The 14,063-nt window shown below is 70.0% G+C and carries 14 protein-coding genes and 2 pseudogenes; 4 read left to right on the plus strand and 12 right to left on the minus strand.

All coding sequences use genetic code 11. The features are described from left to right. Positions 1–178 precede the first annotated feature (178 nt). The 4 genes from ACFU95_RS49605 to ACFU95_RS49620 all read right to left on the minus strand — a co-directional run bounded on the left by ACFU95_RS49605 (position 179) and on the right by ACFU95_RS49620 (position 2,697). Positions 179–382, minus strand: coding sequence for a 4-oxalocrotonate tautomerase family protein (locus ACFU95_RS49605; protein ID WP_383844083.1), 204 nt, complete (start codon positions 380–382; stop codon positions 179–181). A gap of 27 nt (positions 383–409) precedes the next feature. Next, positions 410–1,306 (minus strand): NAD(P)-dependent oxidoreductase, encoded by an 897-nt coding sequence (locus ACFU95_RS49610; RefSeq protein ID WP_383844086.1) that lies wholly within the window; start codon positions 1,304–1,306, stop codon positions 410–412. Between the two features lie 69 nt (positions 1,307–1,375). Beyond that, the gene (locus ACFU95_RS49615) at positions 1,376–2,323 is read right to left on the minus strand and encodes an amino acid ABC transporter permease (protein ID WP_383844089.1); all 948 of its coding nucleotides are present in this window, start codon (positions 2,321–2,323) and stop codon (positions 1,376–1,378) included. Continuing rightward, the gene (locus tag ACFU95_RS49620; RefSeq protein WP_383844092.1) at positions 2,320–2,697 is read right to left on the minus strand and encodes an ABC transporter permease subunit; all 378 of its coding nucleotides are present in this window, start codon (positions 2,695–2,697) and stop codon (positions 2,320–2,322) included. The genes ACFU95_RS49615 and ACFU95_RS49620 overlap by 4 nt, the downstream gene beginning before the upstream one ends. Before the next feature lie 50 nt (positions 2,698–2,747). Between ACFU95_RS49620 and ACFU95_RS49625 the strand changes: the two are divergent. After that, positions 2,748–3,101: pseudogene (locus tag ACFU95_RS49625) on the plus strand (LysR substrate-binding domain-containing protein); the annotation flags it as partial. Positions 3,102–3,174: 73 nt separating this feature from the next. On the opposite strand, the gene ACFU95_RS49630 reads toward ACFU95_RS49625, so the two are convergent. The 8 genes from ACFU95_RS49630 to ACFU95_RS49665 all read right to left on the minus strand — a co-directional run bounded on the left by ACFU95_RS49630 (position 3,175) and on the right by ACFU95_RS49665 (position 11,335). Further along, positions 3,175–4,197 carry a beta-propeller fold lactonase family protein gene (locus tag ACFU95_RS49630; protein WP_383844095.1) on the minus strand — a complete coding sequence of 341 codons (1,023 nt, stop codon included), beginning with the start codon at positions 4,195–4,197 and terminating at the stop codon, positions 3,175–3,177. A gap of 334 nt (positions 4,198–4,531) precedes the next feature. Beyond that, the gene (locus tag ACFU95_RS49635) at positions 4,532–5,359 is read right to left on the minus strand and encodes an HpcH/HpaI aldolase/citrate lyase family protein (RefSeq protein ID WP_383844098.1); all 828 of its coding nucleotides are present in this window, start codon (positions 5,357–5,359) and stop codon (positions 4,532–4,534) included. Further along, positions 5,356–6,228 carry a hypothetical protein gene (locus tag ACFU95_RS49640; protein ID WP_383844101.1) on the minus strand — a complete coding sequence of 291 codons (873 nt, stop codon included), beginning with the start codon at positions 6,226–6,228 and terminating at the stop codon, positions 5,356–5,358. The genes ACFU95_RS49635 and ACFU95_RS49640 overlap by 4 nt, the downstream gene beginning before the upstream one ends. A 40-nt stretch (positions 6,229–6,268) precedes the next feature. Next, a complete protein-coding gene (locus tag ACFU95_RS49645; protein ID WP_383844104.1) occupies positions 6,269–7,624 on the minus strand; it encodes an MFS transporter in 1,356 nt (451 codons plus the stop codon). 57 nt (positions 7,625–7,681) lie between these two features. Beyond that, positions 7,682–9,148, minus strand: coding sequence for an aldehyde dehydrogenase (locus tag ACFU95_RS49650; protein ID WP_383844107.1), 1,467 nt, complete (start codon positions 9,146–9,148; stop codon positions 7,682–7,684). A gap of 16 nt (positions 9,149–9,164) precedes the next feature. Further along, positions 9,165–9,761: a thiamine pyrophosphate-dependent enzyme gene (locus tag ACFU95_RS49655; RefSeq protein WP_383844110.1), complete on the minus strand. Its 597-nt coding sequence runs from the start codon at positions 9,759–9,761 to the stop codon at positions 9,165–9,167. Continuing rightward, the gene (locus tag ACFU95_RS49660; protein WP_383844113.1) at positions 9,761–10,300 is read right to left on the minus strand and encodes a phosphonopyruvate decarboxylase; all 540 of its coding nucleotides are present in this window, start codon (positions 10,298–10,300) and stop codon (positions 9,761–9,763) included. Before ACFU95_RS49660 ends, ACFU95_RS49655 begins: the two co-directional genes overlap by 1 nt. A gap of 75 nt (positions 10,301–10,375) precedes the next feature. After that, positions 10,376–11,335 (minus strand): LysR family transcriptional regulator, encoded by a 960-nt coding sequence (locus tag ACFU95_RS49665; protein ID WP_383844115.1) that lies wholly within the window; start codon positions 11,333–11,335, stop codon positions 10,376–10,378. A 139-nt stretch (positions 11,336–11,474) separates the two neighbouring features. On the opposite strand from ACFU95_RS49665, the gene ACFU95_RS49670 reads away from it, so the two are divergent. The 3 genes and pseudogenes from ACFU95_RS49670 to ACFU95_RS49680 all read left to right on the plus strand — a co-directional run. Next, positions 11,475–12,674, plus strand: coding sequence for a CaiB/BaiF CoA transferase family protein (locus ACFU95_RS49670; protein WP_383844118.1), 1,200 nt, complete (start codon positions 11,475–11,477; stop codon positions 12,672–12,674). Between the two features lie 113 nt (positions 12,675–12,787). Further along, positions 12,788–13,954 (plus strand): acyl-CoA dehydrogenase family protein, encoded by a 1,167-nt coding sequence (locus ACFU95_RS49675; RefSeq protein WP_383844121.1) that lies wholly within the window; start codon positions 12,788–12,790, stop codon positions 13,952–13,954. Next, positions 13,951–14,063: pseudogene (locus ACFU95_RS49680) on the plus strand (electron transfer flavoprotein subunit beta); the annotation flags it as partial. The gene ACFU95_RS49675 and the pseudogene ACFU95_RS49680, both read left to right, overlap by 4 nt.

The raw sequence follows: 14,063 nt of genomic DNA on the forward strand, positions 1-14,063 counted from the left end.
TAGCCGCGACAACACCGACCGTGTGACGCGGGAAACTTATTGTCCGCCCCGTCTGCTGGAACTTGCCCCGCGTCTCCTACAACTCCCCTCCGTCTTCTCCCCCCCCCCCAGGCCCGTCACCAAGGAGTGGTTACTGGCCAGGACGCTGACAGACCCTTTCGCCGCCGTCGCGGTGAGGTCAGTGTGTACCGGCCGCCTTGGCGTCCGCCGTGGTCACGCCCCCCGTCGCCCAGTGGGTGTCGGGGACTTCGCGCAGGAGGATCCGGACACGGTCCTCCGAGACACCCAGGGCGCGCGTGGTGGCCGAAGTCAGTTCGCTCACCAGGGCGCGCAGCTGGTCGTCCGTGCGTCCGGGGCTGAGCGAGACGTCGATGATGGGCATGTGTCTTCCTTTCAGAGGGGCGGTGACTCAGGATCCGGTGTGGCGCAGGGAGACCCCGGCGGTCTCCTCCAACTGCCTGACCGCGAGAAGCTGGCCTCCGTCGCCGTAGGTGAGCAGGGCACGGCGGTGGATCTGCTCGACGAGCGCGGACACCTCCAGCGGTACGCCCACGCTGCGGCCGAGGTCCACGGCGAGGCGGATGTCCTTGAGGACCAGCGCGAGGCGGAAGTACTCCTTGTAGTCCCCGGCGAAGAGGCTCTGTGCCGCGTCGTTCTCCAGGAACGCGCTGCTCGCGCCGCTGTGCGTGAGGGCCTCGTGCAGGACGCCGAGGTCGACGCCGGCCTTGGTGCCCAGGGCGAGCACCTCGGCACCGGCGATCACATGCAGGAAGAAGCCGAGGTTGAGGCAGAGCTTGACGGTGTAGCCGGTGCCCTGTCCGCCCACGTGCACGATCCGCTTCGGGTCCCCCATGGTCGACAGCACGTCGAAGGCCCGGTCGTAGTCGCGCCGTTCGCCGCCGACGAAGAACTGGAGGGTGCCTGCCGACGCGCCAGGGACGCCGCCCGTCACAGGAGCGTCCAGGGCGGTCCAACCCGCGTCGGGATACGCCTTCTTGACCTGTTCCATCGCGTCGAGGCTGCTGCTGGACGCGTCGATCCAGATCGCGCCGGTGCCCAGGGCGGCGGCCGCTCCTCCTTCCTGGAGCATGACGGACTCGATCTCCTGCGGGCCGGGCAGCATGGTGACCACGATGTCCGCCCCCTCGGCCGCCTCGGCGGCCGAACCGGCGGCCCGAGCGCCCGCCTCGACCAGCTCCTGCACGGCTTCCGGCCGAGTGTCGTACACCTTGACCGGGAAGCGGACGCTGAGGTTGCGCGCCATGCCGGCGCCCATCTTGCCCAACCCGATGAAACCGATCTGCATCGGTGATCCTTTTCTGTCGGAGGCAGGTCACCGGATGTGGTGACCTGAAGAACCTGCGGTGTCCGGATGTCAGTTGGTCTGGTCGACGAGGTCGACCTGCTTCGCCCCACCGCGCTCCCCGGCGGAAGGGTTCTTCCCGCCCTTGGCTGTGGAAGCGGACCTCCGCTCGCGCTCTCGTCGGCCGCCCCGGCGCTCGGCGTACTCGGCGAGCTTGGACAGCAGCCAGTTGATGGCCACGTAGATCGCGCCGGTCACGAGGAACATCGGGATGGGGTTGTCGAGCTGCTGTGCCGCCAGGTTCGAGGCCCGCAGCAGCTCCTGGTACTGGCCGAGGATCAGCGCGGCCAGCGAGGTGTCCTTGAGGATGACCACGATTTGGCTGATGAGTGACGGCAGCATGACCCGGAACGCCTGGGGGAGCAGGATCAGGCGCAGGGTCTGCCACCGCGTGAGACCGATGGCCAGCGCGGCTTCCCGCTGCCCCCGGGGCAGCGACTCGACCCCGGTCCTGACGAGTTCGGCGATGATCACCGCGTTGTAGGCGGTCAGACCGATGACCAGGTACCACAGGAAGCGACCGCCGGGCGCGTCGGCGAAGGTCAGTCCGAGATCGGGCAGGACGCGGGAGGCGAAGTAGATGGTGATGACCACGGGGATGCCGCGCACCACTTCCATGGCGGCCACCAGCGGCATTCGCGCGACGCGACCGAGGTTGAGCCTGAGGACTCCGATAGCGGTCCCGACCACGAGGGAGCAGCCGATGGCGACGGCCGCCGCGACGAGGGTGCGCTGAAGCCCGGTGCCCAGGACGTTCCACAGAGCGTCGAAGCTCTCGTTGCCGGGAGAGGCCAGCGGATCCCACTTCTCCGCGGTGAACTGTCCGGCGTCGGCCAGGCGTACGACGACCGCGACGAGGACGGCGAGCAGCAGGGCGTAGGCGACGGCACTGCCCTGGCGGATGCGCCGCCGGGCCTTCGGGCCGGGCTCGTCGTACAGCACGCTCGGAGCGGCCTTCATCGGACGATCGCCACCTTTCGCTCGACGGTGTGGAAGAACAGCGCGGCGGGCAACGTCATCGCCAGGTAGCCGAGGGTGATGCCGATGAGGACCGGGAGGTTGGCGTAGCCCTGCGCGCTGGTCAGGGTGCCGCTGACGCTGAACAGATCACGGCCCACACCGAAGGCGCCGACGACCGCGGAGTTCTTGCACATGGAGATCAGCACGCCCCCGAGCGGCGCGATCACGGTGCGCACCGCCTGCGGCAGGACCACCGTGGTCAGGCTCTGGCCGAAGGTGAGCCCGAGGGAACGGGCCGCCTCGGCCTGGCCGGTGGGCACGGCGTTGATGCCGGAGCGTATGGCCTCGCATACGAACGCGGCGCTGTAGAGCACCAGCCCGGTGACGGCCAGGACGTAGTACGAGGCGTTGGCAACTCGACGATCAGCCGTGGATCGCCATCACGACCGGCCTCGCGGCCAGGCGCCAGTTCGACGAGGCGACCGCGGCGGCCGGATTCAGGCCGAGAGTGGCCTTCGAGTCGGAGAACTACTACGTGGCCCAGTCCCTCGTCGGCACGGGCATCGGTGTGGCCATGCTCTCCCGGCTCTCGGTCGCACCCACCCCGGGTGCGGTCCACAGGGACCTGGTCGGGCCGCCTCTGGAGCGCCAGATCTACGCCGTCACCCCGGCCGACACCACCCTGTTCCCGCTGGCCGACGTCCTGGTCGGCCTGCTGGAGGAAGTCGGTGACGACATCCGCGAGACATGGGAGGCGCAGTCGCTCGGAACCTCATGAGGCGGCGTCGTCTCTCGGCGGCTCGACGGCGGTGCTTGGGCAAACCGCGCTGGCGCGGTGTCCGGACCCCGGGTCAGGCCCTCTTTTTCTGTGCCGCTGCCACGCCGGTCGGCCCGTCGCCCACGGCCGCTGTGTCCGTTGCGCGGGCTGTCGAGGTGTCGATGACCGACAGGGTGTCCGAGTTGAAGTTGCTGACGTAGACCCGGGATCCGCCCGGGCCGACAGCGAGGCCGTTGGGGCCGTCTCCCACGGCGACGGTGTCCGTGACGGCACGGCCGCGGGTGCTGATCACGGACACGTTGTCGGACCCGATGTTGGCGACGTACACCTGGCGGGCGTCCGGGCGCACCCCGATTCCCGCAGGCTGGTCCCCGACCGGGATGCGGTCCGATTCCGCGCCGTCGTGAACGTCGACCACCGACACATCGTCCGAGGTCAGGTTGGAGACGTACAGGTGACGGCCGTCGGGGGTGAGCACCAGGGCGGTCGGTCCGCTGCCGACAGGGATGGTGCCGGTGACCCTTTTGGTGGCGGTCCGGACCACGGAGACCGTGCCGGACGCCGCGTTGGCGACGTACAGGGTGCATCCGTCGGGTGTCACCGCCACGCCCAGTGGGGCATCGCCCACCGCGATGGTGTCCGTCACGGAACGGGTGCGGGCGCTGATCACCGACACGTTGTCCGACCCGACGTTGGCGACGTAGACGTTCCGGTTGTCAGGAGAGACCGTCACTCTGCTCGGTTCGTCCCCGACAGCGACGGTGGCGACCACCGTCCTGGTGCGGGCGTCGATCACCGATACGGTGTCCGCCGCGGAGTTGGTGACGTAGACGCGGGAGCCGTCCGGGCTGACGGCCACGCTGTCCGGTCCGTCCCCGACGGGAACGCTGTCCACGACCGTGCCGCTGCCGGCGTCGACGACCGACACCGTGTCGGCGTGGAGGTTGGCGACGTAGACGAGGGCATCGGACCGCGGGGACAGCCCGGCTGCCGGCGCCCCGGCGGCTGCGCCGGACAGGCATCCCGGTCCCATCAGCGCCGCTGTCACACAGAGCATCACGGCCGCTCGCTGCCCCATGTTCTGATTCCTCGTCATGGGGTCACGCTAGGGCTCCGGAGCGCAGAACCACGTGAGGCTCACGCTCAGGCTGACCGAACGGCACACCGTTCACCGGGGCTGGCTACGACGACTCCGGCTTCACCGGTCGCACCCTGCGCGGCCTGACCCAGGGTGCGACGGTGCTCGGCTCCGACCACAACGCCTGTGCCGCCGACCCGATGCCGGCCCACCCGGTCCGGGGCCGTGGACGGGCCGACCACCGCCGCGATCACGCTCGCGGGCCTCCCCGAGGCGGGCCAGACACAGAGGTCCACCTGGCCGCGGGCGGTGGGGCACGGCCTGGCTACACGAACCGGCAAGTTCCGGTCGGTCAGGGCGCGGTGTTCGCCCCTGGAGCAGATGCCAGGAGGCGGCGTGCGCGTTCCAGGACGGGCCTGTCGATCATCTCGCCGTCGACGGTGGTGACGGAGTCACCAGCGGCCACGACGGTGCGAGCCCAGCGCAGCTCGTCGTCCGTGGGCGCGAACCCGGTGTTCACGTAGGGGAGTTGATACGGATGGATGCAGAGCTTTCCGGTGAAGCCCAGCCGTCGGGCATGGGCTATGTCGGCGGTGAGCAGGTCCCTGTCGCGTACGGCGGTGGTGACGCCGTCGATCGGCGGCGCGATGCCGGCGGCGGCCGAGGCGAGGACGAGCCGGGAGCGGGAGTAGGCCAGCGCCGTCCGGTCGTCGTGGGCGATGCCCAGCTGGGCGGACAGGTCGACGTTGCCGAAGGCCGCGCGGGCCAGACCAGGTGTGGCGCACACTTCGCGGGCGCGCTCCACACCGAGGGCCGTCTCTACAAGGGCCACGAGGGCACACCGCCCCGCCGTGCGGGCGGTGACCTCGGCGAGTACGGCCGGGTCCTCGGCCTTGGGCACCATGACCGGGCAGCCGTGCTCGGCCGCCGTGCTCAGGTCGGCCTCGGACCAGCGGGTGCCGGGAGCGTTGATCCGGACGACCGCCTGGTTGCCGAGGGCGAGCCAGGCGGCCGCGTGTTCCCGGGCGCGGTCCTTGTCCTCGGCGGCGACGGCGTCCTCCAGGTCGATGATGACCAGGTCGGCACCGGCCGAGGCGGCCTTGTCGAAGCGGTCGGGACGGTGGCCCGGGACGAACAGCCAGCTCGTCGCCGCGGCGACCTGGTCGTGAAGCAGGGTCATGCGAAGGTCACCTCGGCGGTGGCGTGTTGGTCATCCCGGTGGGTGGCGATGAGCAGCTCGGCGCGGCCGTCCGCGGGGCTGCCGCAGGCGACGAGGGCTTCGCCGGCGAACACCGGGCGCCGGAGCCGGTAGGACAGCGAGCGCACCTGCCGGTCGGGGGTGTGGCGCCGGGGCAGTTCGAGCATGAGCAGGGCGAGCAGGGGGCCGTGGACGACGATGTCGGGGTAGCCCTCCTCGTCCCGGGCGTAGGGGGTGTCGTAGTGGATGCGGTGGCTGTTGGCGGTCAGGGCGCTGAACCGGAACAGCAGGGCGGGATCCGGGCGCAGCGCAAGCTGCCATGGGCTGTCGGGGTTCGTAAGGGCGGTCTTGTCGAGGGTGGTCGGGTGTTGTGCCACCGTGGGCCCGGACCGGTAGACGATGTCCTGTTCCTCCACCAGGCAGGTGTGGCCGTGCTGGCGGAACTCGCGGCGTTCGGTGACGAAGAGCATGTCCCCGGTGCGGCCCTGCCGGGCGGTCACCTGGCCGAGGCTGCTGACGCGTTCGGTGGGCTCGCCGAGGCGGAGCGGTCGGGCGATCTCGCAGCGGCCGCCCGCCCACATGCGCCGGCGCTGCGGGAGGGGCGGCAGGAAGTGGCCGCCCAGGGGGTGGCCGTCGGCGCCGAGGTCCCGCCCGGCCGGCCAGGTCAGGAAGTACAGCCAGTGCCACAGCGGGGGGAGCGGGTCCCCGGCCTTCGCGACCGGGCCGGGCAGGTCGAGGACCGCCGAGAGGGCGGCCACCGGGCCGGCCGGCAGAGGGTCCTCGTCCGTGACCGGTGAGGGGGCCCAGGACTCGACGTAGGAACTGAGCGGGGGCGGGGTCGGCTGCGTCATCCTTCTGTCTTCTGTCCTTGTGTGTCGGGGGCGGCTCGGTTCAGGCGAGCGGCGCTGTCTTCGTCGTGGGCGGTGCGGACGGGGTTCCTTCGGTCTCCAGGAGGGAGGTGCGGGAGGGCTCGGGCACGAGGAAGGTGGCCAGCAGGGTGAGGGCGATGCACCCGGTGACGTACCAGAAGAACACGGTCTCGTGGCCGCCCTGTTTGAGCGCCAGCGCGACGGGTTCGGTCAGTCCGCCGAAGGTGGCGGTGACGAGGGCGTGCGGCAGGCCCACCCCCAGCGCCCGGACCTTGGTGGGGAACATCTCCGCCTTGATGATGGCTGCCAGCGCCGAGTACCCGCTGAGGAAGGTCAGCGCGACGGTCATGAGGAGGAACGCGATCCAGGGGCTGCTGGTGTGCCCGAGGACGGTCATGATCGGGACAGTGAGGAGCATGCCGCTGACGGAGAAGGCGAACATCACCGGGCGGCGGCCGTGGCGGTCGGAGAGGTGGCCCGCCACCGGTTGCAGCAGCATGTAGACGAACAGGGCGGCGAAGCCGATGACGGAGACCGTCGACTTGGGGATGCCGGCGGTGTTCACCAGGTATTTCTGCAGGTACGTGGTGTACGTGTAGAAGGCGACGGTGCCGCCGATCGCCAGCCCGAAGACCGCGAGGACCTGGCGTGGGTACTCGGTGAACAGCGAGCGCAGGCCCTTGCGTTCGTCCGGATCGGCGGACTTCGCCCGTTGCCGCTGGAAGTGGGGCGACTCCTCCATGGTACGGCGCAGGTACATCACGACCAGCCCGGCCACGGCACCGATCACGAAGGGGATGCGCCAGCCCCAGCTCTCCAGTTGTCCCTCGCTGAGCAGCCTCTGGAGGACGATCGCCACGAGCAGGGCGGCGAGCTGGCCGAGCACGATGGACACGTACTGGAAGCTGGAGTAGAAGCCGCGCCGGCCAGAGGGCGCGACCTCCGCCAGGTAGGAGGCGCTGGAGCCGAACTCGCCGCCCACGGACAGCCCTTGGAGCAGACGGGCCACGACCAGCAGGACGGGAGCCCACAGGCCGATGGTGGCGTGGCCGGGGGTGAGCGCGATCGTGAGTGAGCCGACGCTCATCAGGGTGACCGACAGGGTCAGTGCGGCGCGGCGGCCGTAACGGTCGGCGTAGGCGCCGAGCAGCCAGCCGCCGAGCGGGCGCATCAGGAAGCCGACGGCGAACACGACTGCGGTGGACAGGAGTTGGGCCGTCGGACTGCCCTCGGGGAAGAACACGGCGGCGAAGTAGATACTGAACGTGGCGTAGGCGAACCAGTCGTACCACTCGATGAGGTTGCCCAGACATCCGCGTACGACGTTGGCGGTGACCTGGGAGCTTGCGGGGGCCGGGGTGCGGCGGCTCTGCGACATGGGAAGCTCCGTTGCTCGTGTCGCGCAGGGGAGTCGAGGGGGAGTCGAGGAGGGCTTTCAGCGCAGGACGAACGGGTTGCCGGTGGGCGCGCCGGTGTTGATCCAGACGGTCTTGTCCTCCAGGTAGGAGGTGACGGCGGCGATGCCGTTCTCGCGGCCGATCCCGGAGTCCTTGAATCCTCCGAAGGGCGCCATGTAGCTGACCGCACGGTAGGTGTTGACCCAGACGGTGCCGGAGCGTATGCGGTCGGCCATGCGGAAGGCACGGCCGATGTCACCGGTCCAGACGCCGGCGCCGAGCCCGTAACGGCTGTCGTTGGCGATCTCGACGGCCTCGGCCTCGTCCTCGAAGGGGATGACGGCGAGGACCGGTCCGAAGACCTCCTCCTGGGCGATGCGCATGCTGTTGCGCACGCCGGTGAACACGGTCGGCTCGACGAAGAGACCGCCGCGCTCGGCGGCCCTGCCGCCCAGGGCGAGCGTGGCGCCTTCCTGCCGGGCGATGTCGATGTAGTCGAGGACCTTGGCGTACTGGGCGGGCGTGGTGATGGGCCCGACCTGGGTGGACTCCTCCATCGGGTCGCCCATCCGGGCCGTGGCCGCGAGGCCGACCAGACGATCCACCACCTCGTCGTGCACGTCCTGCTGCACCAGCAGCCGGGACCCGGCGATGCAGGTCTGGCCGGTGGCGGCGAAGATGCCGGAGACGGCGCCGTTCACGGCGGCCGCGAGGTCGGCATCGGCGAAGACGACGTTCGGGGACTTGCCGCCGAGTTCGAGGCTGACGTGCTTGAAGTCGCGGGCGGCGGCCTGGTTGCTGTGCCGGCCGGTGGCGTCCGAGCCGGTGAAGCTGACCTTGCGGACCAGCGGGTGCTCGACGAGTGAGGCGCCGACGTCCTGGCCGAACCCGGTGACGACGTTGAACACGCCGGGCGGCAGCCCCGCCTCGTGGGAGAGCCGGGCCAGTTCCAGCGTGGAGGCGGAGGTGAACTCCGACGGTTTGACCACGACCGTGCAGCCGGCCGCCAGGGCCGGGGCGATCTTCCAGGCCAGCAGCAACAGCGGGGAGTTCCACGGTGTGATGACCGCGACGACCCCGACGGGCTCCTTCTTCGTGTAGGCGAAGTAGCCCCTCTTGTCGAGCGGCGGGACGGTGCCCTCGATCTTGTCGGCGAGCCCGCCGTAGTAGTGGAACCACTGCGGGATGTATGCGAGTTGGCCGTGCATCTCGGTGAACAGCTTGCCGTTGTCGCGGACCTCGGTCTCGGCGAGTCGGCGGGCGTTCGCGGCGATGGTGTCACCGAGGCGGCGCAACAGGGCGCCGCGGGCGCTGGCGGTGAGATCGGCCCAGGGACCACTGTGCAGGGCCCGATCGGCGGCGCGGACCGCGTCGTCGACGTCCTCGGGCGTGCCCTTGGCGATCTCCGCCCACGCGGTGCCCAGGTAGGGGTTGTCGGTGGGGAACCATTCACCGTCGGCGGCTTTGCGGTGCTGCCCGTCGATGAACAACTCGTAGCGCTGCATCAGGAATTCCGCCGATTCAGAAGGTGCTCAGGCCGAGCGAGGCCCGGAAGGCGTTCTTGTTCGCCACGCCGTCGCGGGGCGGCAGCGCGCGCGGCGGCTCGTCGGTGGCGATGAGCACCTGGGCGTATGTCGTCGCCGAGCGGGCCGTGATGCGCGCGGCGAGGTCCTCGGCCTGGGCGAGGTCGGTGATCCGTACCGCGTCGTGAATGCCGAAGCCCTGGGTGACGGCGACGAGATCCGTGCCCAGACCGGTGTGGCTGGGCTGCATGCCGGTCTCGCCGAAGTGGGCGTTGTCCAGGACGACGAGGGTGAGGTTCGGTGGGAGCTGGGCGCCGATGGTGGCCAGTGTCCCGATGCCCATGAGGTGTTCGCCGTCCCCGGTCAGCGCTACGACGGGGCGGTCCGGCTGCGCGAGGGCGAGGCCCAGGGCGAGCGGCGCTGCGCCGCCCATCGCGCCCCAGAGGTAGAAGTTGCCGGGCCGGTCACCGGCGGCGAAGACGTCATAGCTGGGGGAACCGAGGCCGGTGACGACGAGGGCGTTCTCAGGGAGCCGGGCGATCAGATCGGCGACGAAACGGCGCCGGTCGATACGTACGTCAGCAGTGGTGGTCATCAGTCACGCTCCCACTTCTTGCGGCCGATCAGCTTCTGTCCGAGGAGCACGGCGACGCGCTCCCCGGCCTCGAACACCGAGTCCAGAGCGGCCTCGACGGTCTCCTCCACGTCCTCGGGGGCGTCGGCGCGCAGGACGGTGATGCCCATGAGTTCCAGGGCCTGCTGGGTGGTGCTGCCCATGGGGCTCTGCCACGGGTTGAACTCGGCGTACTCGCCGCGCATCGTCACCAGCGTCAGGAAGGGGAACTGGCACATCTGGAGGAGGGAGAACATGTTGACGCAGTTGCCGACGCCGCTGCTCTGCATGAGCAGGGCGGCTCGCTGCCCGCCGAGCCAGGCCCCGGCGACCACGGCGACACCTTCCTCCTCGGTGGTCAGGACCACGTCGTGGATGGCGGGGTCACGCTGTGCTTCCAGGATGGTGTGGGAGTGCCCGGCGTCCGGTACGTAGGCGATCTGCTGGATGCCGCGCTTCTTGAGCGCGGCGAACACGTCCTTCTGCCAGGAGGGTGGTGCGGGATCGGGTGTCTCGTTCATGCCGCACATCATGAGTTCTGATGGCTTGCTTTGGACAATAGAAAGTCGTGATGCGGGTATGTCCCGCTCGTATGACTACACCTCGGGTCGCTCGGTGGGTGTGATGCTCCCCTGGGGCTGGGCGGCCGGCCATCTGCCGTCGGCCACCGCCGAGTCGACCTGGCGTACCAGCTCCCGGGCGACCACCTCGACCGCGGGCGGAGTGCGCCCCGACCTCGGGGTGCCGAGGACGATCGAGCGCCACACGGCGGGTTTGCTCAGGGGCGCGGCGCTCAGGCTTCCGCGTGCCACGTCCTCGGCGATGCCGACGCCGGGCAGGATCGTCCAGCCGTGCCCCGCGAGGACGAGCTGCTTCTGCACCCGCATGGAGTTGGTCTGCACGGCGACCTCCAGATCGGCTCCCGCCTTTGCCGCCGCCGCGTCGATCAGGCTGCGCAGCGCGTGCCCGGAGGCGGGCATGACGAGCGGGTTCCTGGCCGCCTCCGCGAACGGAACGGGCCGGGAGGCATGCAGCCCGGCCGACGGCGGAGCGACCGCCCACAGGTGCTCCCGCATCAGCGGGCGGACGTTGAGCGAGGGCGTGCTGTCCAGGTTGTACAACAGGGTCAGGTCCAGGTCGCCCTGGTCGAGCCACTGCTGGAGATGACCCGAGTAGGCGGTCATCAGCCGCAGCTCCACACCGGGGTGGTCGCGGGCGACAGCGGTGACCAGCGGCTCGGCCAGCAGGTCGCTCGTGCTCTCCAGCAGTCCGACGGTGACGATGCCGCTCACCTCGCCGGGGGTGGGCTGCACCTCGGCGCGGGCCCGCTCCAGCTCGTTCAGGGCGCGCCGGGCCCGGTCGACCATGATCGCCCCCGCGTCCGTGGGGCGCATGCCCTGCCCGGTCCGCTCGAAGAGCGGGATGCCGAGTTCCTGCTCCAGGGTGCGGATCTGCCGGGTGACCGCGGGCTGCACCAGATGCAGCAACTCCGCGGCGCGCGTGACACTGCCGACCTCGGCAACGGTGACGATCGCCCTGAGCTGCTTGATGTCCAAGAGGGCCCCTACCTTTCGCAGCATCCGAAGCCCATCCGAGGCCGGCATAGGGACATCATGAATTGCTATTTCACCTATGCGGCCATGAGCATCAATGATGGTACTCCGGCACGGGACCACACCCTCTGGAGATGACCTCATGACCGAGCCCTCCGCATCACTGCCGCTCGCAGGCATCACCGTCGTCAGTGTCGAGCAGGCGGTGGCCGCTCCCTTCGCCACCCGTCAGCTGGCCGATCTGGGCGCTCGGGTGATCAAGGTGGAGCGGCCCGGCGGTGGAGACTTCGCGCGCCGCTACGACACGACGGTGCACGGTGAGTCCAGCTACTTCGTGTGGCTCAACCGGTCGAAGGAGTCCGTCACGCTCGACCTGAAGTCGCAGGCGGGCCGGGAGATCCTGGAGCGACTGCTCGCCGACGCCGATGTGTTCGTGCAGAACCTGGCCCCGGGCGCGGCGCAGAGGATGGGCCTGGGCGCCGACGCCCTGGCGGAGCGCTTCCCCTCGCTGATCCCGTGCTCCGTCACGGGCTACGGCTCCACCGGCCCCTGGGCCGGCCGCAAGGCGTACGACCTGCTGATCCAGTGCCAGACCGGACTGGTCTCCCTCACCGGCAACGAGCAGGGCCCGGCCCGCGTGGGGATCTCGATCGCCGACATCGCCGCCGGCATGTACGCCTACTCCGGCATCCTGACGGCCCTGTTCACCCGGGCCACCACCGGTGTGGCCCGTGCCGTGGAGGTCTCCCTCTTCGAGGCGCTGGCCGAGTGGATGAACCAGCCCGCCTACTACACCCGCCACGGCGGCACCCAGCCCCCGCGCCTGGGCACCCAGCACGCCACCATCGCCCCCTACGGTGCCTACACCGCGACCGACGGCAAGGAGGTGCTGTTCTCCATCCAGAACGAGCGCGAATGGGCGGCCCTGTGCGAACAGTTCCTGGGCCTGCCGGGGTTCGTCGCGGATCCGCGTTTCGCCACCGGCTCGGCCCGTGTCGCCCACCGCGAGGAACTGAACGCGATCGTTGCCGAGCGGTTCGGCGAACTGGGCAGCGGTGAGGTGACGAAGCTGCTGGACGCGGCCGGCATCGCCAACGTCGGCGTGAACGACGTCGCCGAGTTCCTGGCCCATCCCGTGCTCAGTGCGCGGGGCCGCTGGCAGGACGTACGCATCCCCGGCGGAGCCATGGTCCCCGCGCTGCTGCCCCCGGCCGACCTGGCCGGTACCGCCCCGCGGATGGACGCCGTCCCCGCGGCCGGCGAACACACCGAAAGCGTCCTGGCGGAGCTGGGGTACAGCACGGCGGACATCCACGGCCTGAGGTCCGGCCATGTCGTCTGACCGTCCACCCAGCGGCCAGCGGCGGGCTCGGCGTCACGCGAAGACTCCACACACCAACGTCACCCGATTCAACGTCACTTGAGGAAAGGTCACCCCATGAGGAGCGTCACAGCATGAGCACTCTCGACGTCCTGTCCGAGGACGAGCAGTTCGTCGTACGTACGGTGCGCGACTTCGTGGACAAGGACGTGAAGCCGGTGGTCCGGGAGCTGGAGCACGCGAACACCTACCCCGAGGCGCTGATCGAGCAGATGAAGAGGCTCGGCATCTTCGGTCTCGCCGTCCCCGAGGAGTACGGCGGCACCCCCGTCTCCGCCCCCTGCTACGTCCTGATCACCGAGGAACTGGCCCGGGGCTGGATGAGCCTGGCCGGCGCGATGGGCGGCCACACCGTGGTCGCCAAGCTGCTGCTGAACTTCGGCACGGAGGAACAGAAGCGCCGGTACCTGCCGAAGCTGGCCACGGGGGAGATCCGCGCGACCATGGCCCTGACCGAGCCGGGCGGCGGCTCCGACCTCCAGGCCATGCGGACGCTGGCCCGCAAGGACGCCGACGGCTACCTGGTGAACGGCGCGAAGACCTGGATCACCAACTCGCGGCGGTCCGGACTCATCGCCCTGCTGTGCAAGACCGACCCTGAGGCCACGCCCGCGCACAAGGGCATCTCGATCCTGCTGGTGGAACACGGCCCAGGACTCACGGTCTCCCGCGACCTGCCCAAGCTCGGTTACAAGGGCGTCGAGAGCTGTGAGCTGTCCTTCGAGGACTACCGGGCACCGGCCGACGCCGTGCTCGGCGGCGTCGAGGGCCGGGGCTTCGCACAGATGATGAAGGGCCTGGAGACCGGCCGCCTCCAGGTCGCGGCCCGCGCACTCGGGGTCGGCCGAGCGGCCTTCGAGGACGCGTTGGCGTACGCCCAGGAGCGCGAGTCCTTCGGCAAGCCGATCTGGCAGCACCAGTCGATCGGCAACTACCTGGCCGACATGGCCACTTCGCTCACGGCGGCCCGCCAGCTCACCCTGTATGCGGCGGGGGAGGCGGACGCGGGCCGACGCGTCGACATGGAGGCCGGCATGGCGAAGCTCTTCGCCTCCGAGACCGCGATGCAGATCGCCCTCAACGCCGTCCGGATCCACGGCGGCTACGGCTACTCCACCGAATTCGACGTCGAACGCTACTTCCGGGACGCCCCGTTGATGATCGTCGGTGAGGGCACCAACGAGATCCAGCGCAACGTCATCGCGAGCCAGCTCGTCAAGCGCGGAGGACTGGACGCATGAACATCGTTGTGTGTGTGAAGTACGTGCCCGACGCCACTGGCGACCGGCACTTCGCCGATGACCTGACCGTCGACCGGGACGACGTGGACGGTCTGCTTTCCGAGCTCGA

It is taken from the genome of Streptomyces sp. NPDC057623 (assembly GCF_042800355.1).
GTDB lineage: Bacteria > Actinomycetota > Actinomycetes > Streptomycetales > Streptomycetaceae > Streptomyces.